The organism is Chelatococcus asaccharovorans (assembly GCF_003201475.1).
GTDB classification, from domain to species: domain Bacteria; phylum Pseudomonadota; class Alphaproteobacteria; order Rhizobiales; family Beijerinckiaceae; genus Chelatococcus; species Chelatococcus asaccharovorans.
Window position 1 is genome coordinate 155,105 of record NZ_QJJK01000006.1, and the last position, 23,366, is coordinate 178,470.

Annotated in this window: 19 protein-coding genes; 6 read left to right on the plus strand and 13 right to left on the minus strand. The window is 63.8% G+C overall.

All coding sequences use genetic code 11. From position 1 onward, the window contains the following. Nucleotides 1-155: 155 nt before the first annotated feature. Together thiL and parC are read right to left on the minus strand one after the other, a co-directional pair. Nucleotides 156-1,166 carry a thiamine-phosphate kinase gene (gene thiL, locus C7450_RS15165; RefSeq protein ID WP_110375298.1) on the minus strand — a complete coding sequence of 337 codons (1,011 nt, stop codon included), beginning with the start codon at nucleotides 1,164-1,166 and terminating at the stop codon, nucleotides 156-158. 216 nt (nucleotides 1,167-1,382) lie between these two features. After that, the gene (gene parC / locus C7450_RS15170; protein WP_110375299.1) at nucleotides 1,383-3,629 is read right to left on the minus strand and encodes a DNA topoisomerase IV subunit A; all 2,247 of its coding nucleotides are present in this window, start codon (nucleotides 3,627-3,629) and stop codon (nucleotides 1,383-1,385) included. A gap of 484 nt (nucleotides 3,630-4,113) precedes the next feature. On the opposite strand from parC, the gene C7450_RS15175 reads away from it, so the two are divergent. Further along, entirely contained in the window at nucleotides 4,114-5,748 is a 1,635-nt protein-coding gene (locus C7450_RS15175; protein WP_110375300.1) for an MFS transporter, read from the plus strand. Between the two features lie 18 nt (nucleotides 5,749-5,766). Here C7450_RS15175 and recO read toward each other — a convergent pair whose 3' ends face one another. Further along, on the minus strand, nucleotides 5,767-6,489 hold the full coding sequence (recO, locus tag C7450_RS15180; protein WP_110375301.1) for a DNA repair protein RecO: 723 nt from the start codon (nucleotides 6,487-6,489) through the stop codon (nucleotides 5,767-5,769). 108 nt (nucleotides 6,490-6,597) lie between these two features. Here recO and C7450_RS15185 point away from each other — a divergent pair, with 108 nt between their 5' ends. Next, nucleotides 6,598-7,467: a lytic murein transglycosylase gene (locus C7450_RS15185; protein ID WP_110375302.1), complete on the plus strand. Its 870-nt coding sequence runs from the start codon at nucleotides 6,598-6,600 to the stop codon at nucleotides 7,465-7,467. A gap of 22 nt (nucleotides 7,468-7,489) precedes the next feature. Here C7450_RS15185 and C7450_RS15190 read toward each other — a convergent pair whose 3' ends face one another. The 5 genes from C7450_RS15190 to C7450_RS15210 all read right to left on the minus strand — a co-directional run bounded on the left by C7450_RS15190 (nucleotide 7,490) and on the right by C7450_RS15210 (nucleotide 13,661). Continuing rightward, nucleotides 7,490-7,990 carry a hypothetical protein gene (locus tag C7450_RS15190; protein WP_110375303.1) on the minus strand — a complete coding sequence of 167 codons (501 nt, stop codon included), beginning with the start codon at nucleotides 7,988-7,990 and terminating at the stop codon, nucleotides 7,490-7,492. A gap of 366 nt (nucleotides 7,991-8,356) precedes the next feature. Further along, entirely contained in the window at nucleotides 8,357-9,148 is a 792-nt protein-coding gene (locus C7450_RS15195) for an amino acid ABC transporter ATP-binding protein (protein WP_110375304.1), read from the minus strand. Between the two features lie 8 nt (nucleotides 9,149-9,156). Continuing rightward, on the minus strand, nucleotides 9,157-10,299 hold the full coding sequence (locus C7450_RS15200; RefSeq protein WP_110375569.1) for an amino acid ABC transporter permease: 1,143 nt from the start codon (nucleotides 10,297-10,299) through the stop codon (nucleotides 9,157-9,159). 13 nt (nucleotides 10,300-10,312) lie between these two features. Then, nucleotides 10,313-11,500 carry an amino acid ABC transporter permease gene (locus C7450_RS15205; RefSeq protein WP_245449775.1) on the minus strand — a complete coding sequence of 396 codons (1,188 nt, stop codon included), beginning with the start codon at nucleotides 11,498-11,500 and terminating at the stop codon, nucleotides 10,313-10,315. 1,129 nt (nucleotides 11,501-12,629) lie between these two features. After that, nucleotides 12,630-13,661 (minus strand): amino acid ABC transporter substrate-binding protein, encoded by a 1,032-nt coding sequence (locus C7450_RS15210; protein WP_110375305.1) that lies wholly within the window; start codon nucleotides 13,659-13,661, stop codon nucleotides 12,630-12,632. Nucleotides 13,662-13,914: 253 nt separating this feature from the next. On the opposite strand from C7450_RS15210, the gene metC reads away from it, so the two are divergent. Next, the gene (gene metC, locus C7450_RS15215) at nucleotides 13,915-15,117 is read left to right on the plus strand and encodes a cystathionine beta-lyase (protein ID WP_110375306.1); all 1,203 of its coding nucleotides are present in this window, start codon (nucleotides 13,915-13,917) and stop codon (nucleotides 15,115-15,117) included. 7 nt (nucleotides 15,118-15,124) lie between these two features. Here the strand turns inward: metC and C7450_RS15220 are convergent, their stop codons facing one another. The 3 genes from C7450_RS15220 to C7450_RS15230 form a co-directional block, all read right to left on the minus strand. Next, nucleotides 15,125-15,469, minus strand: a complete 345-nt coding sequence (locus tag C7450_RS15220) for a lipid-A-disaccharide synthase N-terminal domain-containing protein (protein ID WP_110375307.1) — start codon at nucleotides 15,467-15,469, stop codon at nucleotides 15,125-15,127. Then, nucleotides 15,463-16,242 carry a glycosyltransferase family 2 protein gene (locus C7450_RS15225; RefSeq protein WP_110375308.1) on the minus strand — a complete coding sequence of 260 codons (780 nt, stop codon included), beginning with the start codon at nucleotides 16,240-16,242 and terminating at the stop codon, nucleotides 15,463-15,465. Before C7450_RS15225 ends, C7450_RS15220 begins: the two co-directional genes overlap by 7 nt. 65 nt (nucleotides 16,243-16,307) lie before the next feature. Further along, nucleotides 16,308-18,035 carry an ArnT family glycosyltransferase gene (locus C7450_RS15230; RefSeq protein WP_110375309.1) on the minus strand — a complete coding sequence of 576 codons (1,728 nt, stop codon included), beginning with the start codon at nucleotides 18,033-18,035 and terminating at the stop codon, nucleotides 16,308-16,310. An 838-nt stretch (nucleotides 18,036-18,873) separates the two neighbouring features. On the opposite strand from C7450_RS15230, the gene C7450_RS15245 reads away from it, so the two are divergent. The 3 genes from C7450_RS15245 (at nucleotide 18,874) to C7450_RS15255 (ending at nucleotide 21,109) form a co-directional block, all read left to right on the plus strand. Next, complete coding sequence (locus C7450_RS15245) at nucleotides 18,874-19,737, plus strand: outer membrane protein (protein WP_110375312.1); 864 nt, start codon at nucleotides 18,874-18,876, stop codon at nucleotides 19,735-19,737. 665 nt (nucleotides 19,738-20,402) lie between these two features. Further along, on the plus strand, nucleotides 20,403-20,696 hold the full coding sequence (locus tag C7450_RS33545; RefSeq protein WP_146227344.1) for a hypothetical protein: 294 nt from the start codon (nucleotides 20,403-20,405) through the stop codon (nucleotides 20,694-20,696). Between the two features lie 191 nt (nucleotides 20,697-20,887). After that, on the plus strand, nucleotides 20,888-21,109 hold the full coding sequence (locus C7450_RS15255; protein ID WP_110375314.1) for a hypothetical protein: 222 nt from the start codon (nucleotides 20,888-20,890) through the stop codon (nucleotides 21,107-21,109). Nucleotides 21,110-21,158: 49 nt separating this feature from the next. Here C7450_RS15255 and C7450_RS15260 read toward each other — a convergent pair whose 3' ends face one another. Beyond that, on the minus strand, nucleotides 21,159-22,583 hold the full coding sequence (locus C7450_RS15260) for an FAD-binding oxidoreductase (RefSeq protein ID WP_110375315.1): 1,425 nt from the start codon (nucleotides 22,581-22,583) through the stop codon (nucleotides 21,159-21,161). Continuing rightward, nucleotides 22,583-23,344, minus strand: a complete 762-nt coding sequence (locus C7450_RS15265) for an SDR family NAD(P)-dependent oxidoreductase (RefSeq protein WP_110375316.1) — start codon at nucleotides 23,342-23,344, stop codon at nucleotides 22,583-22,585. The genes C7450_RS15260 and C7450_RS15265 overlap by 1 nt, the downstream gene beginning before the upstream one ends. Between the last annotated feature and the right edge of the window lie 22 nt (nucleotides 23,345-23,366).

The window sequence follows — 23,366 nt, forward strand, 5'->3', positions numbered from 1 at the left end:
TTTCCGTCCCTTGATCGACGGGGGTCTACGCACCCTCGGATAGTGCGATCCTGTGTTCTGAACGACGGATTCCCCCAGCCATTTTGGCGGTAGCCAGTGCATCAAAATTGCGGGAACAAAGCAAACGCCATTGCAGCCGAGGCGGCGAAATCGGCTCAAAAATGGCTGTAGGAGCGTCGCCCGAAGGCCAAAACCGCCCCATCGCGGCAGAATGCGACCGCATCGGTGCCGTCTCGCACCTCGCCGATCACCGACAGAGCGACCCCGGCGGTCTCCGCCTCCGCCTGTAAGCGCGCCATCGCAGCCGGCGCGGCCGTCAAGAGGATCTCGTAGTCGTCGCCGCCGGTCATTGCCGTCTCGAACAGCGCGGGTTCAACGGCGATCGCGTGGCGCGCCGCGTCGGACAGGGGCACGCGATCGAGCGCCACGCGCGCCGATACGCCGGAGACGCGCATCATCTTCTCGAGGTCGCCGACGAGGCCATCGGACACATCCATCCCCGCATGGCCCTCGATACGCAGGAGGCCCGCCAAGGCATTGCGCGGCTGCGGCACCAGGTAGCGCTGAACGAGATGCGCGCGCTCCGCCGGCGCCAATGCCGCAATCCACGGCGCCTGCGGTTCCAACCGGAGCCGCAACCCAAGCGCCGCATCGCCGATCGTGCCCGTGACCGCGATGAGATCACCCGGCCGCGCTGCGGTCCTCGCCACCATCCGACCGGTCGGAACCTGGCCGAAGGCCGTGACCGAGAGCGTGAGGGGACCCGGTGTCTTGACCGTATCGCCGCCGAGGAGAGGACAGCCATAGGCCGCAGCGTCCTCGCCGAGCGCGCGTGCAAAAGCCGCGAGCCAGACCGCCGGCGGCGTCAGTTGGTCCGGCCATGGCGCCGGCAGGGCGAGCGTCAGGAGAAAGCCGAGCGGTGCCGCACCCTTTGCGGCGAGATCCGAGAGATTGACCCGCAGCGCCTTGCGCGCGATGGCATCGGCCGGATCGTCGGCAAAGAAATGCACGCCGGCGACCAGGGCATCGACCGTCACCACGAGATCCGCTCCGGGCGGTGCAGCCATGCACGCCGCATCATCACGCAACCCGAGCGCCCCCGGCCCCGCCAGCGGCGCGAAAAACGTCGCGATCAGATCATCTTCCGACAGGGGCGCCTTGCTCATGGATGCCTCGGTCCGCCTCGCTCCACCAGGGGTCACCGCCCATCGACGTCAAGGCCATCCTGGGTCGAAGATCCAGAAGCCAAGATGCCCCATCGATACAATCAATACTCACAGGATGTGACGTCCCCGTCTCGCCCCCAACTGCGGAAACCATCCCTCGTCTTGGCGTGTCATCCAATGGAGAAGGAACACGACCTGCCGCCACGTCTGAACGGCTCAATCCCCGAACCGGTTGTTCTTGGGGAAGCCTTTGGGTGGCAGCCGTCCGGCCTCGGCCCGATTGCCGATCCAGTCGCGCAGGTCCTCCTCGCTGACCGTCCAGGTGCGACCTGAGGTGTCCTTCCAGGTCAGGCCGTCGGCGAGATTGAAGACCTTGCCGTCGGAAATGCCGCCATCGCGATATTTCTGCAGGCGAACCCCGCGGCCACGGGTCATCTCCGGCGCCTGCGTGATGGGGAAGACGATGAGCTTGCGGTTCTCACCGATGATCGCGACATGCGTCCCCTCGGCCTGTATCACCAGGGCAAGACGGCCGGTCGCGTCAAGATTGAGAAGTTGCTTGCCCTTGCGGGTGTTGCCGGTGAGATCCTCGCTGCGGACCAGAAAACCCCTGCCCTCGTGCGAGGCGACCAGGAGCTTGGTGTCCGGCTGGAAGGCAATCGCCGTCACGATATCCGCGCCATCGTCGAGATCGACCATCAGGCGGATCGGATCGCCATAGCCGCGACCGCCCGGCAGCTTCGCCGCATCCAGCGTGAAGACCTTGCCATTGGTGGCGAAGACGAGAATCTTTGCCGTCGTCTCGGTGGCGAGCGAGAGCTTGAGGCGATCGTCGCCCTTGAACTGCAGGCCGGACAGATCCGACACCACCCCTTTGAGCGCGCGAATCCAGCCCTTCTCGGAAATCACGACCGTGATGGGCTCGCGCTCGACCATCGCCTGCGTGAGATCAATGTCGCTCGCCGCCGGCGGCGCCGCGAAGGTCGTCCGCCGCCGCCCCAGCGGCGTCTCCGGGCCGAACGTCTTGCGAACCGCGCGGATTTCCTGCGTCACCCGCTTCCACTGCAGGGGCTCGGAGGCGAGCAGCGCCTCGATATCGGCCTTCTCTGTGGTCAGGCTATCGAGTTCGCGCTTCAGCTCCATCTCCTCGAGCCGGCGCAGGCTGCGCAGGCGCGTGTTGAGGATGGCCTCGGCCTGCACGTCAGTCAGCGTGAAGACCTTGATCAGTTCGGCCTTCGGCTCGTCCTCCTCGCGGATGATCTTGATCACCCGGTCGAGATCGAGATAGACGATCAGCAGGCCGTTGACGATCTCGAGCCGGCGCTCGATCACCCCATGCCGGTGGCGCGAACGCCGCTGCAGGACGTCGCGGCGGTGGTCCAGCCACTCGCGCAGCACTTCGGCCAGGCCCAGCACCTTCGGCACCTGCCCGCTCGTCAGCACGTTCATGTTCAACGAAACGCGCGCATCGAGCTCGGTGAGGCGGAACAGCGACTCCATCAGCAGCGTGTCGTCCACGGTGCGCGAGCGCGGCTCGAAGACCACGCGGATATCTTCCGCCGATTCATCGCGCACATCGGCAACGAGCGGCAGCTTCTTGTCCTGAAGGAGTTCGGCGATCTTCTCGATCAGCCGCGCCTTGGCGATGCCATAGGGGATCTCCGTGACGACAGCCACCCAACCGCCGCGTCCGAGCTCTTCGCGGTGCCAGCGCGCGCGGACGCGGAAGGAGCCGCGCCCGGTGCGATAGGCTTCGGCGATACTGGCGCGGTCATCGATGATGATGCCCCCCGTCGGCAGGTCCGGCCCCTGCACGAAGGTCAGCAACTGGTCAGAGCTCGCGTCCTTATGGGTGATGAGATAGAGCGCGGCGTCGCAGATCTCCGCCGCGTTATGCGGCGGAATCGATGTCGCCATGCCGACCGCGATGCCCTGGCTGCCATTGGCCAGGAGATTGGGGAAGGCCGCCGGCAGCACGACGGGCTCGCGATTGGCTTCATCATAGGTCTCGCGGAAGTCGACGGCATCCTCGTCGATATCCTGGAGCAGGAGCCGCGCGACTTCGGTCAGACGCGCCTCGGTATAGCGCATTGCCGCCGCGCTATCCCCGTCGATATTGCCGAAATTGCCCTGACCGTCGACAAGCGGATAGCGCTGCGAGAAATCCTGGGCGAGCCGCACCAGCGCATCATAGATCGCCTGGTCACCATGGGGATGGAACTGACCCATGACGTCACCCACGACGCGCGCCGACTTCTTGAAGGCGGCACCGGGCTCCAGCCGCAGGAGGCGCATGCCGTGCAGGATGCGGCGGTGCACGGGCTTCAGGCCGTCGCGCGCATCCGGCAAGGCACGGTGCATGATCGTGGACAAGGCATAGGCGAGGTAGCGCTCCTCGAGCGCATCCTTCAAACCGACGCTTTCGACGCCGTCATGATCCGGCGGGTCGACTGGCTTTCCCATACCTTGCTCCTTGGAGCAAATCCGACTTGGGTGGAATCGCTTGATACCATCCAAGCCGGTGAATTTGCTCGTCTATTGTTGAGCGGAGCCAATCCGCAAAAGACGGACTTGTCTAGAGCATGAACCGCAAAAGGCGGCTTTCAGCCCTCACGACACGCTCTCCACCCGGCCGGGCACGTCTCGCCCACCCGGCTTATCCCAAGCTCCATCACGACTTGCACCGCAGTGGGCACGCCCCATGGAGAACAGGTAGCGAACAAGCCACAGCAACGCAAGCATCCCCGCAGCCCGAGCCACAGCTATCCGCCACCTGCGTCCGATTTGCGCGTGCACGCGCGCACCATCAGGCCCGACCATGGCTCCGATGGCACAACCGGCGATAGAATCGACGATTTGCGATCGCAGGACTGGCATCCCCACCTTCGATGCTCTCTAATTAGCCAGCTTCGGCACTCTTGCCTTTTTTGTAGTCGAGACAGATCCTTTGACCGAGAAAATTTCGCCGCTGGCGCCGTTCCGGCATGAGACGTTCCGTGCCATATGGACTGCGAATCTCGCGTCGAACTTTGGCTCGCTGATCCAGGGTGTCGGCGCCGCCTGGATGATGACGACCATTTCGGATTCGGCCGACATGGTCGCCCTGGTGCAGGCGTCGGCGGCCCTGCCGATCATGCTGTTTTCGATTGCGGCCGGCGCCATCGCCGATAATTTCAACCGTCGCGACGTTATGCTCACCGCCCAGAGCCTGATGTTCATCGTCTCCATCGGGCTGGCCGTCACGACTTATCTCGGTGTCATCACGCCGTGGCTGCTCTTGACCTTCACCTTCCTGATCGGCTGCGGGACGGCCCTCAACAACCCGTCCTGGCAGGCGGCCGTCGGCGACATGGTCCCGCGCGACGATCTTCCGGCCGCCGTCGCGCTCAACAGCATGGGCTTCAACCTGACCCGCAGCGTGGGGCCGGCCATCGGCGGCGCCATCGTGGCGGCCGGCGGTGCCGCAGCCGCCTTCACCGTCAATGCCATGAGCTATCTCGCCCTGATCGTGGTGCTGTGGCGCTGGGATCTCAAACGGCCCGCGAGCACCCTGCCGCGCGAGACCATCGGCTCCGCCATCGGCGCCGGCCTGCGCTATGTCGCGATGTCGCCGAATATCGAAAAGGTCCTGCTGCGCGCCTGCGTCTTCGGCTTCACGGTCATCTCGGTCGTCGCGTTGCTGCCGCTGGTGGCGCGCGACATCGTCCGCGGTGGCCCCCTCCTCTACGGCATCTTTCTCGGAGCCTTCGGCGTGGGCGCGGTCGGCGGCGCGCTGATTGCGGAATGGCTGAGACAGACACTTTCGGCCGAGATCCGCATCCGCCTCGCCTTCACCGGCTTTGCCGTCTGCGCCTTCACGATCGCGCTGAGCACGGAAGCCTGGCTCACGGGAGCAGCCCTTCTCATCGGCGGCATGAGCTGGGTCACCGCCTTCTCGCTGTTCAACGTCGCCGTGCAATTGTCCACGCCGCGCTGGGTCGTTGGCCGTGCGCTGTCCCTCTATCAGACCGCGAGCTTCGGCGGCATGGCGCTGGGAAGCTGGATCTGGGGTACCGTCGCCCAGCAGTCCGGTCCCGCGACCGCGCTGATCATCGCATCCGCGCTGATGCTCGTGGGCGCCGCGCTGGGGTTGAAGCGCCTTGGCCTTCCCGAACAGACCGCGCTCAACCTCGATCCGCTCAATAGCTGGAAAGAGCCGCATCTCGCGCTTGATCTGCTGCCCCGCAGCGGACCGATCGTCATCATCATCGAATATGTCATCAAGGACGAGAACCTGCCGGCCTTTCTGAGCGCCATGGCCGAGCGACGCCGGATCCGCCGCCGCGACGGTGCCCGCTACTGGACACTGACGCGCAGCCTGGAAAAGCCTGACATCTGGTGGGAAAGCTACCAGACGCCGACCTGGATCGATTACATCAGGCACAACCAGCGCATTACCAAGGCCGATGCTGCTGTCGGCGAGCGCCTGCGCGCCTTGCATGACGGCCCCGAGCGTCCAAAAGTTCACCGCATGATCGAGCGCTCGCCGGAATGGCCGCCGCGCACGGCGCCGGGCAAGGAGATGATTGACCTGCACCAGTAGGATGCGCCGGGCACGTCCTCAATCCCGGATCTGCGCGACAAACAGATCGCGGGCATCCGGCCAGGCAAGGCCGCGCGGCATGAACACATGCCGTCGCAGAAAATAGCCCGTCAGCGCGAAGCCGGCCACGACCTCGGCGCTCGTTGGATGATCGTAGGAACGGTCGTCGCGCAGAAAGGCCGGCAAGGCGAGCAGCCGGCCGTGGAAGGGCGCACCCGCAGCGGCCGAGACGGCGCGTCCGGATTTCGGCGAGACATAGACGAGTTCGGCGGTGGCACCCGTCGCGGCGCAGGCGCCGAGATCGAGGCCGAAGCCGAGTTCGGCCAGCATGGCGAGCTCAAATCGCACGAGCAGCGCAGGCGCAATGCTCGTATCGTCGAGATGATCGACGAGCACCCCGAGAGCCTCGAACAGTCCGGGATGCGGGTCGCGCTCCGGCAACAGGCGCAGGAGGGCGGCGGCCGACGCCAGACCATAAAGAGCAACCGACACGCCCAGAAAGCGCGCCGTGTTGAGGGTCACGGCCTCCACGGCATAGGTGCCGAGCTGTTCCTCGATACGCGCGCGCCAAACCGCATCGACGCGATTGCCAGCCTGCAGCGTGGCCTGCTGGCGGGGCGAGCGGCCACCACGGACGAGCCCGAGATGCCGTCCATGGCCCTTCGTCATCAGCTCGAGGATGACACTGCCCTCGCCGTGACGCTTCACCCCGATGATGATACCTTCATCCTGCCACTGCATATGCGGTTCGCCGATCGCGCGCCATTGTGTAAACTACAGGTTGCGGCCTACCATCGCTACTGCCGTTTGGAAACGGCATCTCTTTGGAAACAACGCGAGAGCCCTGCCATGCCATCGGCCAACCTGCGTCGAGTTTCGCTTCCGCCCCGCCTCGGCTCCCTTCTTGCCGCTCTCCCGATACTCATCCTGTCGGCCCTCTCCCCCGCCCAGGCCCAATCAAACGCCGGCTGCCAGACGGCGGGCAGCTTCGAGGGCTTTATCGCGAGCTTCCGCCAGCAGGCGGCAGGCCAGGGCGTTTCGCCACGCGGTCTGGCGGCCCTTGACGGAATAACCTATGATCCGGCCGTCGTGCGGCAAGACCGGCGGCAGGGCCATTTCCGCCAGAGTTTCGAGCAGTTCTCCCAGCGCATGGTGCCGCCCTACCGCGTGCAGAAGGGCTCCAGCCTGATGAAGCGCCACGCCGGCCTGCTGCGCCAGATCGAGCAGCGATACGGCGTCCAGCCGCCGATCATCGTGGCGATCTGGGGTCTGGAGACCGACTTCGGCGGCAATATGGGCAAGCTTCCGGCCATTCGCTCCATCGCCACTCTGGCCTATGACTGCCGGCGCTCCGACATGTTTCGCGCGCAGCTTCTCGACGCGCTCCGCGTCGTCGATCGCGGCGATCTCCATCCCTCCGAGATGCGCGGCGCCTGGGCTGGCGAAATCGGCCAGACCCAGTTCATGGCCACGTCCTATTATCGCTATGCGGTGGATTTCGATGGCGATGGCCGCCGCGACCTGATTCGCAGCGTACCGGACGTGCTGGCCTCCACGGCCAATTTCCTGAAAGGCCATGGCTGGGTTGCAGGCGGCTCGTGGGAGCCGGGCTCCGCCAATGCCGAAGTGCTCAGGCAGTGGAACAAGGCGGCGGTCTATTCGCGCACGATCGGCTATTTCGCGTCCCGGCTCGAGGGGACGCGCGCCGCATCCAACTGATCCGGCCAATGCCGAGGCAGCCTCAGGCGGTCGGCAACTCCGGCCGTCGCCTGAGAGCCGCAATGAGAATGGCCAGCGTGACGATCGCCTCGGCCAGGAACCAGGGGCCCGCCCAGCGATCGAAGGCGACGGCCGACAATTCGGTGCTGACGAGGCCGAAAAGGCCCGCGCCGCAGGGGCAGCGGCCGTCGACCGTCGCGAACAGGATGACCCGGCTTGCCCACAGCACCTGCACCACCATGATGCCGCACAGACCGTAGAGCAGGGAACGCCGGCTCTCGACCATCTCGGCCTGCGCAAGCGCGATCCATCCGACAATGTAGAAAGGCGCCGAGAAAAACGCGCCCACCGGCAAGGCCGATGTCCAGCATTGCGAGCAGCTCGTGATGAAGACGGAGAGCAGGGCTATGCCGGCACCGATGAGCAAGGCGACCGTCGCGACATAGATGCCGCGGCGCCCGAGGATGAGCGAGACGGCGAAGGCAACGGCGATTGCGCCGAGCGCGACGATCAGGAAACGCATCACGAGCCTCCGGCGAAAAGCGGCCCCGTCAGGACGACAGCTGCCGCCGAGCCAACCCGGATGGTCTTAGAGTAAATCCGCCCCGGATGGAATCAGACGATATCGTTCAAATCGGGGAAAGCACGCGCCGATCTTCGAGGAGCGAATGTGGACTTGTCCTCGCAGGCTATCGAAAACCTGAGGCAGCCCGAGAGATGCCATGTCCGCGGTGTCATTCCCGGCCGAGGGCTGCAGGCCCGAGGGAAAGGGAATCCAGGGCAATGACATAAGCTTTCATTGGGCCTGGATCCCCTTCCCGCGATCGGCTTCGCCAATCGCGCCGGGGACGACACCTCAGTGGCTCGAAAACCTTATTGCAAGAGCCCGCTAATGCAGGATCTGGCTCAGGAACAGCTTCGTGCGCTCGTGCTGGGGATTGGCGAAGAATTCGTTGGGCGTGTTCATCTCGACGATCTGCCCGGCGTCCATGAAGATGACCCGGTTGGCGACCTGCCGGGCGAAACCCATCTCATGGGTGACGCAGAGCATGGTCATGCCTTCTTCGGCGAGCCCCACCATGGTGTCGAGCACCTCCTTGACCATCTCCGGGTCAAGCGCCGAGGTCGGCTCGTCGAACAGCATGATCTTCGGGTTCATGCACAGCGAACGGGCGATCGCCACACGCTGCTGCTGCCCGCCCGAGAGCTGACCGGGATATTTGTTGGCCTGCTCGGGGATCTTCACGCGCGTGAGGTAGTGCATCGCCACTTCCTCCGCCTGCTTTTTGGGCATCTTGCGCACCCAGATCGGCGCGAGCGTGCAGTTCTCGAGAATCGTCAGATGCGGGAACAGGTTGAAATGCTGAAACACCATCCCGACGTCGCGGCGCACTTCGTCGATGCGCTTGAGGTCGTTCGTCAGTTCAATCCCATCCACGACGATCGAACCGCGCTGATGCTCCTCCAGGCGGTTGATGCAACGGATCATCGTCGATTTGCCCGAGCCCGACGGGCCGCAGATCACGATGCGCTCGCCGCGGGTGACCTTGAGGTTGATATCCCTGAGCACGTGGAATTCACCATACCACTTGTGCACATCGATCATTTCGACCGCAACCTCACCTTTCAGCGGCGTGGGCTTCAGGCTGGCGGACGTCTGAGCGGCAGTTGCAGTGGCCATTGTCGCATTCACCTCTTGTGTCCCCGCGCGAAACGCCGTTCGATCGCGAGCGAATAACGAGACATACCGAAACAGAAGATAAAGTAAAACACGGCAGCGAAGGCATAGCCCGAGAAGCGTGTCGTGGGTGTGCTCCAGGTCGGATCCGTCAGCGTCGCTTCGACCGTGCGCAGAAGATCGAAGATGCCGACGATGGAAACCAGCGTCGTGTCCTTGAAGAGCGCGATGAACACGTTGACGATGCCTGGGATGACGATGCGCAGGGCCTGCGGAAGCACCACGAGACGCATCATCGTCCAGTAACCGAGGCCGAGCGACATTGCGCCTTCATATTGCCCCTTCGGAATGGCCTGCAGGCCGCCGCGCACCACCTCCGCCATATAGGCAGCGGCAAAGATCGCGACGCCGACCAGCGGACGCAGCAGCCGGTCCGGCGTCATGTTGCCGGGCAGGAACAGCGGCAGCATGGTGTTGGCCATGAACAGCACGGTGATGAGCGGCACGCCGCGGATCACCTCGATGAAGATGATGCTGGCGAGGCGGATCGCCGGCAGGGCTGAACGCCGGCCCAGCGCGAGCAAGACCCCGAAAGGCAGCGAGAACACGATGCCGACGATCGACACGATGATCGTGACGAGAATGCCGCCCCACAGCGACGTATCGACGGTGCTGAGGCCGATCGCGTTCCAGCCGCTGAGCAGGATGAAGGAGACGATCGGATAGATGATGAAGAAATAGAAGGCGCCAAGGCTGCGCCGCGGCGCGTCGAGCCACAGCATCCAGACCACACCGATCGCCGTGAGCGCGAAGAAGATATCGACACGCCAACGCAGGTCCCACGGATAGGAGCCGTAGGTGAAGTAGCTGAGCTTCGCCCTGACATAGGCCCAGCAGGCGCCGACCTCGCCGCCCGGGCCGGCGAGGCACGCCTCGCGGTCCTGACCGGTCCACACCGCGTCGATGAGCGCGAATTTGATCAGGGGCGTGAAGATCAGATAGCTCAGATACAGTGTCACCACCGTCATCGCGATATTGAGGGGCGACGACAGGAGATGGGCGCGAATCCAGGCGACCGGCCCGCTGACCAGCACCGGCGGCGGTTCCGGATCCACTTGCGTCTGACGCAGGTATGGCTCTTGGGTCACAAGCATCGACATCTGAGCCTCACCGTTCGACGATCGCCATGCGGCTGTTGTAGATGTTCATTATGAGCGACGTGATGATGCTGATGGTGAGATACACCGCCATCGTGATCGCGATCACCTCGACAGCCTGCCCCGTCTGGTTCAGCACGGTGCCCATGAAGACCTGGACAAGGTCGGGATAGCCGATCGCCACCGCCAGCGAGGAGTTCTTGACGAGATTGAGATACTGGTTGGTCAGCGGCGGGATGATCACCCGCATGGCCTGCGGCACCACCACCAGCCGCAGGGTCGGGCTGGCATGCAGACCAAGCGCATAGGCCGCCTCGGTCTGGCCGCGCGAGACGGACAGGATCCCTGCCCTGACGATCTCGGCGATGAACGCGGCGGTATAAGTCGTCAGACCGATCAAAAGCGCCACGAACTCGGGGAAAACCTGGATGCCGCCGGCAAAATTGAAGCCCCGCAGCTCGGGATAGTTGAAGGTCAGCGGCTGCCCGAGCAGGAAGAAGATGACAAGCGGCAACCCGATGATCAGGGCAAGGCCGACACGGATGACCGGATACTGCCGGCCCGTCGCCAGTTGCTCGCGCCGCGCCCAGCGATGGAACAGGTAGGCGCCCGCGATTGCCACCGCCAGGCCAACCCACACCCAGCCGAAACGTTCGCCGAACAGGGGCTGGGGAAAGAACAGCCCGCGGCTGTTCAGATAGGTCCCGGCGCCAAGGTCGAGAGACTGGCGCGGACCGGGTAGCGGCTTCAGGACCGCGTTGTACCAGATGAACAGCTGCAGCAGGAGCGGAACGTTACGGATGCATTCCACATAGACCGCGGCAAGCTTCGCGACGATCCAGTTCTGTGACAGCCGCGCCACGCCCACCGCAAAGCCGAGAAAGGTGGCGAGGACGACGGCGATGGCCGAGACGAGGAGGGTATTCAGCAGCCCGACCATGAAGGCTTCGCCATAGGTCGAACCCGACGAGGAGAAGGGAATGAGCTTCTGGTTGATGTCGAAGCCCGCCGCCTGCTCCAGGAAGCCGAAGCCCGAGGCGATACGCGCCGCCCGAAGGTTCTCGACGGCGTTGCTGGCCGCGCCATAGATGAGGAAGATGAGGAGAGCGACCAGTACGAACTGGTAGACAAGGCCCCTGATCTTCGGGTCGTTGATAAGCGACCCGCGTCTGGATCCGGAAACGTCAGCGCTGGACACGGCCACTCCCCGATTCTGTCGTTTTATGATCCGAGTTTCGCATCAATTTCATTGCAATCATGCCCGCAAGGGATAGGGGGCGAGCCGCAAACTCTCGGCTCTTTGCGCATGAAGTTTGGCCTGGAGCGCAATTGTCCTGAATGTCGCACGCTCATTCGGTCTCCTTGGCGCTACAATGTCTTTTTCCGGTACCTGCATTCCATACGAGGGGCGCTGTTGCCCATCCCCGCAACCGAGGATATGCGCTGTTCCGCGCGCCGCGCCCTTGTCCCCGCGCCGCGCTCTTGTCCCCGCGCCGCGCTCTTGTCCCCGCGCCGCGCCCTTGCCGTTTTCTGACGCCCGAGGCCTTTCACCTCATGCCCTGTCGGCGCGAGCCGTGGGCCCACCGATCACGTGAGGTCAGCAAGCCTCGTGCCAATGCCCGCGTAAGCTTTCAATCTGACAGCCGATGACGCTCCCGGTCTGGTGTTCGAGGCCGAACCGAGGCCCATCCGGATCGCCCGTTCGCTCACGAGCCTGCCGCTCCCAATGGCCTCAAGACCACGACCTCGAGATCTGCAAGACCGCATTTCGGCTCCTCGCTGGCCTCAACTCCGCCCTGTGTGCAAACACTAACAGACTGGCTGGCTTTGGCAATTTTGCAAACGCAGCAAATCACCGGTGATGTGCTAGCAAAATAGTCTGAGAGATCAGAGAACAAGCAACATCCCGGACCCTCGCACAGGAACCAGAGCCCGCCCGATCGAATTCCGGTCCGGGTCGCAGCAGAACGGTGTGAAGAAAATGATGGTCGCGTCGCAACACTGCCGGCGGCGAAGAACAGCACTCATCAGAATTTCTGATAATGCCGTGCTCACGCCGCAGGATCATAGATCCGATGCAGCAATTCCAGGGGAACGGAAGCCGGAATACCAAGCGCCCCAGGGCAACTGGATTGCCGCCGTCACATGTCGCCGGCCCGCGGAGCCGGCAAGGCTGACAACAGCGCCGGCGGCGGCCTTCCAACAAAAAGTCTGCCTCTGCGGCGACCCTGTCCATGATCGCCGCAAAGGTGGTTCCGGCGGCCGCCGGAACCAGGTTCAGCAGGTCTCAACCACCGGCCTGTGATGATAAAGCCGATGCGCCGCAATCAGCGGATCGGCGGCGCATACATCAGGCCGCCCTTGGTCCAGAGGGCATTCAGGCCACGCTTGATCTTGAGCGGGGTCTTCTCGCCCAGGTTGCGCTCGAACACATCGCCATAGTTGCCGACGTGCTTGACGATACGCACCACCCAATCCTTGGTCAGGCCGATGCTTTCGCCATAGTTGCCTTCAGCGCCGAGGAGGCGCTTCACTTCCGGGCTCTGCGACTGCAGCTGCTCGGTGACATTGGCCTGCGAGACGCCGAGGTCTTCGGCATTGACCATTGCAAACAGCGTCCAGTGCACGAGATCGTACCACTGATCGTCGCCATGACGGACGGCCGCGGCGAAGGGTTCCTTGGAAATGATCTCCGGAAGGACCATGCTCTCATCGGGATTGACGAGGCGCAGACGTTCCGCATAGAGCGCCGAGGCATCGGTGGTGAAGGCGTCGCAACGTCCGGAATCATAAGCCTTCACCGTCTCGGACGACGAGGCGAAAGCCACGACCTCGTATTTGATGTTATGCGACCGGAAGAAATCCGCCAGGTTGAGTTCGGTCGTCGTGCCTTGCTGCACGCAGATCGATGCGCCATTGAGCTCGAGCGCGGATTTCACGCCGAGCGCCTTGCGGACCATGAAGCCCTGGCCGTCGTAGTAGTTGACCGATGTAAAATTCAGGCCGAGCGACGTATCGCGCGACATGGTCCAGGTCGTATTGCGGATCAGGACATCCACTTCGCCCGATTGAAGCGCCGTAAAGCGATCCTTTGCCGTCAGCGGGACAAATTTCACCTTGGTCGGATCATCGAAGATCGCCGCAGCAATCGCACGGCACATATCGACGTCGAAGCCCGTCCATTGACCCTTGTCGTTCGGCACCCCGAAGCCGGCAAGGCCCGTATTCGAGCCACATTGCAGCACGCCGCGCTGCTTGACCTGATCAAGCGTTGCAGCCGCGGCAGAGGATATGGCAGCGGTCGCGCCAAGCGCAGCGATACCCAGCGCCGCTGCGAGCGCCGTCAATTTCGATGTCATTGCTGTTCTCCCACTCCGGTTCCGTTGCCCCGCCAACCGCGGATCTCTCTTGGCGCATGCCGATGCCCTCCTCCGGCATCTGCGGATCGATCCAGGTCGGCCCGAAACCTCGATCGTTGCATCACATTCGAGATTAACGCAGCGGTCAAGTGCCGCTCCATTGGGCTTTCGGGTGGCTTGACGGCGATGCCGTGCAGGGTGCAGTGAGCACGACGACTTTGACGCGAATGGCAGTGATCCTGGAGACGACCGCATGCGCAAGCTGACAACAAGCGACATCGAAGGCTTGGGCGAGAGCACGCGAATGGTCGTCGCCGGTCGCCACCCCGACGAGCATTTCGGATTTGTGAACCCGCCCGTCGTGCACGGGTCGACGGTGCTCAGCCCCACGATGGCCGATCTCACCGGCCACACCGGCCGCTACAGCTACGGACGCCGCGGCTCCCCCACCATGGGTGCGCTCGAGGAAGCGCTCATGGCGCTTGAGGGCAAGGAAAGCGCCGGCGTCGTCCTGTGTCCGTCCGGCCTCGCCGCGGTGAGCACCGCTCTCCTCTCCTGCCTGAAGGCGGGTGATCACCTTTTGATGACCGACAGCGTCTATGGCCCCACCCGCAATTTCTGCGATGGCGTGCTGCGCCGATTCGGCGTGGAGACCGCCTATTACGATCCGCAGGTTGGCGCGGATATCGCGCAGGTCCTGAAATCCAATACGCGCGCGGTCTTCACGGAATCGCCGGGCTCGCAGAGCTTCGAGATGCAGGACATCCCCGCCATCGCCGCCGTCGCCCATGCGCATGGCGCTCTCGTCCTCACCGACAACACCTGGGCAACCCCCCTCTTCTATGCCGCGCACGCGCACGGCGCCGACATCGCGATCCAGGCTGCCACGAAGTATCTCGGCGGCCATTCCGACGTCATGTCGGGCGCGGTCTCAGCCAATGCCGCCGCCTGGCCGGCGCTGAAGCGCACCTGGGGCGACCTCGGTGTCACGGTCGCGCCAGACGACGTGTTCCTGGTGCTGCGCGGCTTGCGCACGCTGCCGCTGCGGATGGCAAGGCACCATGAGGCCGGCCTTGAAATGGCGCGCTGGCTGTCAGGCCATCCCGAGGTCCAGCGGGTGCTCCATCCGGCCCTCCCGAGCGATCCGGGCCACGCGCTCTTCACCCGCGATTATCGCGGGGCATCGGGCCTGTTCTCCATCGTGCTGCAACCGGGCCCCGAGGAAGCGGTCGCCGCATTGCTCGACGGGCTCGCCCTGTTCGGCATGGGCTATTCCTGGGGCGGGTTTGAGAGCCTCGCCATTCCTTTCGATTGCGCGCCGCTGCGCACGGCGACGCAGTGGGCCCCGGGCGGACCGACGCTGCGTCTGCATATCGGCCTCGAAGACCTTGATGACCTGAAGGCGGATCTCGGCCAAGGCCTGGAGCGTTTTGCCGCAGCCCGCGGCAGGGCGTGAGCCATGCCTACCGCGAGGCGCTGTCCTTGCCGTCGCCGCGCCGCCTGGCGCGGCCGATCAGCATGAGATTGCGCACATAGATGAAGATGCTCAGCGCTTGCCCGAAAATGATGACAGGCTCGCGCTGGTGCAGGCCATAGGCCAGGGTGATCAACCCTCCACCAATCGAGAAGAACCAGAAGGCAAGGGGAATGACGCTGCGCCCCTCCTTCTCGCTCACCAGCCATTGCACGATGAAGCGTGCGCCGAACAGCATCTGGCCGAACAGGCCGAGCACAAGCCAGACGTCGAGCTTCTCGATGAAGACCTCATAGAGATAGCCGCCGATACTCTGGGACAGTGAAATCAACATGATGCGGCTTCCTCGACCACCGGCACGCGTTTGCGGCGCACGATCAGCCAGCGCACGCCCATCAGATCGACGATCCCCACCCAGAGGCGATCGAAGAACCCGTAGTTCGACACCCCCGCAAAGCGCGGCCTGTCGATGACGTCAACGAGCAGCACCTCATGGCCGTCCCGGCGCACCAGAGCCGGCATGAAGCGATGGAGCGCGTCGAAATAGGGCAGCGCGAGATACACATCGCGCCGGAAAAGCTTCAGTCCGCATCCCGTGTCGCGCGTGCCGTCGCGCAGCACGCGCCGTCGCACCGCATTGGCCACGCGCGATTGCAGTTTCTTGAAGCCGGTGTCCTTGCGGCCGACGCGCTGGCCCTGCACCAGCCCCGCGCCGGCGCCGCCGGCCTCGAGCGCGGCGAGCATGTCCGGGATAAAGGCCGGGTTGTTCTGCCCGTCGCCATCAAGGGTCACGACCAGAGCCGCCCGGGCGGCACGCACGCCCGTGCGCACCGCCGCGCTCTGGCCGCAGCTTGTCGCATGGCGCAGACGCCGGAGATAGGGGCGATCCGCCGCCAGCGCCTCAAGCTCGCCGGCCGTGCCGTCCGTGGACCCGTCATCGATATAGATGATCTCGAAGGGGCCAAGAGGGCCACAGGCGGCTTCGATCTCGGCCACGAGGGGGGCGATGTTTCCGGCTTCGTTCCGTACGGGCACGACGACGCTCAGAAGCGGTGGCACCGGCGCGTGCGCTCCTCGATCGACGGCGACGCTGGAAAGCTCAGACATTCAGGGCCCTTTGTAGCAAGACGCTGGAATAGCGCCGGGATGGATGCGCGCCAGCTGACCGCGGGTCAATCCCGCCTGAGCGCGTAGACCTCGACAACAAGGCGCCGTCCCCCATTGATATTGAATCCTGGCACACGTGTGACGAGGGCTGGAGAAAGGCCGAGCGCCGTGCTCGCTGCAACGAAGGCATCGCGCTCGCGGGCCTCAACCAGCGCCACGCGGCACCCCTCCCCGGCCATGAAATGTGCAGCCCCTACCCCGTCGGACATCGCGAGCTCCGTGCCGACCAGGAACACGAGGCTCGGTTCACGATAGCCCGCAGTGACCACGGCGGGCCTTTGGCAGTCGACAGCCGCCACCGCCTCCGCCAGACGCGGCGACAGCTTTAGCGAGCGCAGCAGCGGCTGCGCGAAGCCGAATGTGGTAGCCGACAGCGCGAGCGCCGCCACGAGCGAAATCAGCGCGCTGGCGATCACCTTGCCGCGCAGGAACAGGAGCCATGCGCCGACCGCGATGGCGACCGCCAGCACGAAGCCAGGCAGCGCGGCATAAGGCAGGACGCCGTCATAGGTCAGGCCGAACGCGCTGAGGCCGACACCAACGCAGAGCGGGATCAGGGGAATGAGCACCGTGGCGCTCTTGGCGAGCGGGCGATGCGGGCCGACCGCGCCGGCGAAGATGGCGCGCACCGTGAGCACGGCGATCGCCGCGTAGAGCGGCAGGACGTAGTGGGGAAGCTTGGTTGGCACCGCCTCGAAAACGAGCCATGACGGCAGGATCCAGGCGAGGCAGAAGACCACCCAGGGTTCGCGGCGATGGCGCCATACGAAAGGAACGGCGATCGCCGTCAGCACCGCCGCCGGCCAGAACGTGCCGAAGAAGGCCAGCAGATAGAATCCCGGCGGGGCCCCGTGCTTCTCCTGTCCGCTCGCCACCTTGCCGAGCATGTCGTTGCCGATTGCTTCGGTGAAGAAGGTGCCGCCGCTTTTCACCCAGATGGCGACAAACCAGGGTGCCACGACCAGCGCCACCAGAATCACGCCGAGGCCGGGGCGCAGCGCCAGCAGCCAGCGGCCGGACCGTTGATGCACGCACAGGATGATCGTGGCGAGGCCCGCGATCATCGGTGTGATGGGTCCCTTGACCAGCACCGCAAGCGCGACAGTCCCCCAGAAGGCGATGGCGCCCGGCAGGGAAAAGCGTTGCTGCGGCCGCAGGAAAGCCATGGCCAGGCCACCCATCACCGCCACCGAGCAGGCGGTCAGCACCGCATCGGTCTTGGCGAAGCGCGCCTCGACGCCGAGCAGGATCGATGAGGCCATGAAGGCGCCGGCCAGGAACGCCTCGCGGCGCGCCAGGCCGAGCATGAGGCCCGCCCAATAGGTCAGGAGAACCGTCGCCACCGCGCCGATGAGCGAGGGGATGCGGTAGAGGGCGATCGTCGTCCGCGCCTGCGGCACGCCGAGTGCGTCCGCCGTGGCGACGACCGCGCCTTGCAGCCAGTAAATGCCGATGGGCTTTTTGTGGCGGGCCTCGTCCTGAAAGCGGATATCGATGAAGTCGCCGCTCTCCAGCATCTGCTTAGTCGCCTGGGCAAACCGCGGCTCATCGCGATCCATGGGCTGCAAAGAGGCGAAGCCGGGCAGGAACGCCGCCAGGGCGATGAGCAGCAAAACGCTGACGGCGATCCAGTGACGTCTTCCGATCATGTCCAGGAAGCGGCCGGCAAGGCCGCCGCCTGCGATCGCGCCATGAGCCGGCGCTCTGCTATCCGTGTCGTTCAGGGCAGCCATCCGCTTCCTGCATCCCGCCATATCATGCATGGCGAAGCCGCGGCCACCGCCACGAATTTGCCTGCCTGCCAATGCGGACTTCCCCGGCGCCCCACCGGCAGTCCTTTCAAGGCGGCAGCCAGGCCGCCCACGTGACAGCGTCTATTATCGGGGGCGCGCCTCGCGCGCAATCACAGGCTGCGATTCTCCATCGCGACCGCGACACCTTGCATCAGCCTCCGCTGAGCCTCACCCAACCCCTGATCCGCCATGCCCCGCTCCGAACGGTGGACCAGCGCCGACCAGACGAGGGGGGCCGTCCGCTGTGCCTTGGCCTGAGGCAGCAGGGGGGGTACACAGGGGGCAACCTGCACCACAAGCCTTCAGACTCGAAAGGACTGCGCATGAAGCCTGCCAAATCTTTCCTTGCGGCCGCCCTTCTGCTTGGCGCATTCGCCGGTCTCAGCCCCCTAGCGGGCTGTTCCAAGAAACGCGCTCCGGGCGTCCTCGAGGACACGGTGGTGATTCCGCCGCCGCCATCCATGCAGGGAGCGGAATCACGCACGCCGCCCGCCGGGCGCTGACGGATGACCGGGCAAGAAGCCGTGAAGCCCCGCACCCCTGTCGCAAAAAAGATCTTATAATAGCAGCCGCATTACCAAGACCCGAAAACACGATAAGAAATAATTCGCCAATACAAAAACAAACTTAAGATGACGGAAGAATTCATAACCATTTTTATACAAGCAAAAAAGCAACATACACGACGAAATAATGGATAAGTCCTTAACCCCCCTCCCAATGGTCGGATTTCGCTGCTAGGTTCTGGCCAAGCTTCGACCATTGGAGGGATTTCCATATGAAGATGTTCAAGTCATCTTGCGTCGCGCTCACAGTAATTGCCGCAGGAAGCGCTTCAGCCCTGGCCGCGGACCTGCCCAGCCGCACCGTCGTACCGGTTGCCCCGATTGTCATTCCGCTGTTCACGTGGACCGGCTTCTATGCCGGCGTCAACGCGGGCTACGGCGGCAACACGAACGATAACAACGATCGCTACGATCCCTACGCGGGCACATACGGCAATAATGACTCGTCGGACGGTGGCTTCGTTGGCGGCGCACAGATCGGCTACAACTATCAGTTTGGCCAGTTTGTCGCGGGCATTGAAGCCGATATCCAATATGCGGACCTCGGATCGTCCCGCGACAACAATGAATGGTCCTATTATTACTATACGCAGAACAAGGGCGCATTGCCCTACTACGGTACGAATTCAGGTGGCAATTCTGTTGAATGGTTCGGAACCGTGCGTGCAAGGCTTGGCTTCGCCCTTGACCGCGCCCTCATCTACGCAACGGGCGGTTTTGCCTATGGCGGCGGCGGCAACGACAATAACAACGACGAATTGTATGCCTACTACGGCAGCAACGCCGCGGCCAACGGCTACCCTTGGTACTATGGCCGAAAAAATGGCAATGATTCGTCTGCGGGATGGGTTGTCGGTGGTGGTCTCGAATATGCTTTCACAGACAGCCTGACCGTCAAGCTCGAGGGTCTCTATGTCAACCTCGGCAGTGACAAGAACAATAACTACGACTACTCATATGCTTACGCCTACGCCAATTCCGCGAACTACCCTTATTATTATGGCAACAATCGCAAGAACGACAGAGAATTTGCCATCGCCAGGGTGGGACTGAACTACAAGTTCAGCGGATTTTAGACTTTATCGCCGCAGTAAAAAATATTGATGTAAATTATAAATTTGGTTATGAAGATCCGGAAGTTCTAATTGTCTAATTATCAACGCGCCATTTAAAATGTCTACAAAGTACAACCAGGAATCGAACAAGGCCGGCGGCCCTCCGCCGGCTTTCCCCTTCCCAAGCCCCTCGCTGTCCCAAGTCACTGACCGTCCCGAGCCCATCCGTTTCCAGCTTCGGGAATCGCTGCCATCGCGTGCCGGGATAAGTGTGGATCAATCCCCATTGTCCACACCCCCTGCAAACTTCAGTCCTAAAACACCGGCCGGTTGATTGCGGTGCGCACTGCGCAACATTTATTGAGCGGCTCGCCCTTTCCTCGCCCGGCGCGCCTCTTGAGGCAAAATGCTGCGAAAACAACGGGATTGCCCTATCTCCCGCTGGCTTCCGGCCGCTTTTTGACCCGTTTTGCACGCTTGAGGCCGCGCCCTAATACTTTAGTCTAATAGACTGCAAGTTGCACGGTTTGCCACAGTATTTTGGCGAGGCGGGGGAAATGCCGAGCGCCACGACGAATGCTAACGTTCGGATGAGATTGGGGGAAGGTCTCATGTACAACGCGCTAAATAGATATAATATATCGATTAGACCAAGCTTGGACGTCTACCTTCCATGGGAAGGGCATATGGCGCATATATGCAATATTCTTGATGCCATCATCGTCATTCAAAAACTAATGCGACACGATCCGGATCCTTGTTGGATCCATATTCTTGACGGCTTGCTCGCCGCTGATTCCAACGAAGCAGCAGAAGCCGCTCGGCGCGACCTGCGTACCGAATTCCTGCTGAGAGGGATGATGCTGCCGGAAGACGCGGGCGCCGCACCCCCATGCCAAAAGGCGCAGCCGTGGTGGCGAGGCGTGATCGACTCGTCGCATCAGCTGGAAATCGACCTTCCACATCCGTTGCACGCCTGAGCGGATATTCAGGCAGATCATCTCAAGGCGGGAACGACCACGGGTTCGTGGATTTCGTCGTGCGCCCCTGGAGCAAAATCGACCGCTGTGTCGCATCGTCACAAAGACGATGCGTACAGCGGGTTTTGTGTTCCATGCTGCTTCCGTGCTACCGCGGTCGCGACAGGACAACAGATCGAGAAGGAGTCGCTATGACGAACGAAGCGATTGAGCGTGTGGCACGCGCGTTGTGCGAGGCTGAGGGACAAGATCCCGACAAGCTTCTCGGCACTGGCTTGACGGAAACCATCCAGGTCGGCGACAGCACGACGGAGGTTCCGAAGACCAGGCCCAACTGGAGCGTATTCGAGAAGGACGCGCGGAAATTCCTCGCAGCCCTCGAAGCGGCGGCAGCGACTGAGGCTGTCAGCTAGAATCCGGACGGGGGCCGCATCTTTGCCGGCCCTCGTCGTTTCGGCCTGTTCAAGCGCGCGAAAGAACCTTGCCCGGATTGAGAATCCCCAGCGGATCATAGAGCTGCTTGATACCGCGCATCAGCCGATAGGCCGCGGGGTCCGTATGGCCGGGCAAATGGCCCGCAAGCGAGCGCCCGATTCCGTGCTCGGCGCTGATGCTGCCATTAAAGCGCTGCACCACCGCAAAGACGCAATCATTGACGGCGGAAGCCGTTGCCTCGAACGCCGCCGGACCTTGGAAGCCGTCGCGCGGGAAAAGAGCGACGACGTGAATATTGCCGTCCCCGACATGACCGACGAAAAGCGGGCGGGCGGGAGGAAAGCGATCCTTCAGCGCAGCCGACACCGCGGCGAGAAAGGCGGGCACGTCGGCGGTCGCCACCGACGTGTCATGCGAGACATTCGGACCGGCCCGGCGGTTCGCCTCCGAGACGGCAAAGCGCAGATGCCAAATGGCCTTGGCCTGCGCCTCGTTCTGGGCGATCGCAGCGTCGAGGATCGTCCCGTCCTCGAGGCAACGGCCGAGGACCGCCGTCAGGGCTTCGACCAGCACCGACTCGCCGCCACTGTCGGCCACCTCGATGAAGACATACCAGGGCGCCCGCGCGGCGACGGGCAGGCGCAGGCTGGCGTCTCCCGCGAGCACGAGGCCCATCTCGCCATCGCACATCAGCTCGAAGCTCGAGATGCGGCCGACCAGCCGCTCGCGCAACAGGGACAGGAGGTCTACCGCCTTCTGCGGGCTGGCCACGGCGCAGCACGCGCTCGCACTTGCGGCCGGACGAGGGAACAGCTTGAGCGCAGCCGCCGTGATCACCGCCAGCGTCCCCTCCGAGCCGATGAGGAGGTTCCGCAGGTCGTAGCCGGTGTTGTTCTTCGCCAGGCGCTTGAGGCCATGCACGATGGTCCCATCGGCCAGCACATAGTCGAGCCCAAGGACGAGCTCCCGGGTCGTGCCGTAGCGGATCACGTGGATCCCGCCCGCATTGGTGGCGATGATCCCGCCGATCTGGCAGCTTCCCTCGCTACCAAGGCTCATCGGGAACAGCCGCCCGGCATCCGCGGCCGCCTGCTGCACATTGGCGAGGATCGCCCCGGCCTCGACGACCAGGGTATTGCCGGCCGTGTCGATGTCCTGAATGCGATTGAGTCGCCCGAGCTCCAGAACAACGCCCGTGCCGCGCTCATCCGGAGTCGCGCCGCCCACGAGCCCCGTGTTTCCCCCTTGGGGGAAGACCGGCGTGAGCGTCGCGCTCGCCCACCGCAGGATGGCCGAGACCTCGCCGACGCTGTGCGGGCGCAGCACAGCCCGAGCCCGTCCGGCATAGCGTCCCCGCCAGTCGGCGAGATAGGGCGCCATATCCTCATCAGTCGTGAGGATAACGCTGGAATCGAGGACACCGGCCAGGCCGTCGAGCTTGTCCGCCGCCATCACACCACCCCGGCATCGACGATGTAGTTCTGCCCCGTGCACATGCGGGCCCCGTCGGAAGCCAGGAACAGGACCATGGCGGCGAGGTCGTCGGGCATGATCTCGCCCTTGAGCGCCTGCCGCTCCTGCGCCCTCGCGAGGCGCTCGGGCGTGGCGGCGGCGCGCTGGCGCTCCGTCATTACCCAGCCGGGGGTGACCGCATTGACGCGAATGCCGTCGGGGCCCAGTTCGCGCGCCAGCGACCGCGTGAAGCCAATCACGGCCGATTTCGCCGTGGTATAGGCGATGATGCCCGGCGAACCCTGCATCCAGGATGTCGAGCTGAGATTGATGACAACCCCTCCGCCGCGCGCGCGCATGTCCGGCACGACCGCCTGCGTGACGAACATCATGTGCCTGAGGTTCACCGCCATCCGGTCGTCCCAATAGGCCGGCGTGACATCGTCAAAGCGGTGTCGCTCGTCATGGCCGGCATTGTTGACGAGCACGGCAAAGGCGCCGAGCTTCACCGAGAGAGCAGCGATGGCCGCCCCGCTCGCCGCGATGTCACGCAGGTCGGCAGCCGCGAAGGCGACGGTCGCGCCCGCCGCAGCCAGTTCCGCAGCGAGCGCTTCGCCGCGACCGGCATCGATGTCGATGAAGCCGACAGAAGCGCCCTGATCCGCAAAGGCCGCGACGACGGCGCGGCCGATGCCGTCGGCGCCGCCGGTGACAAGAACGGGCTTGGCGTTGAGATCGGGATAGCGGGCAGTCGTGCTCATGACGTCCTCATAGCGACTTTAA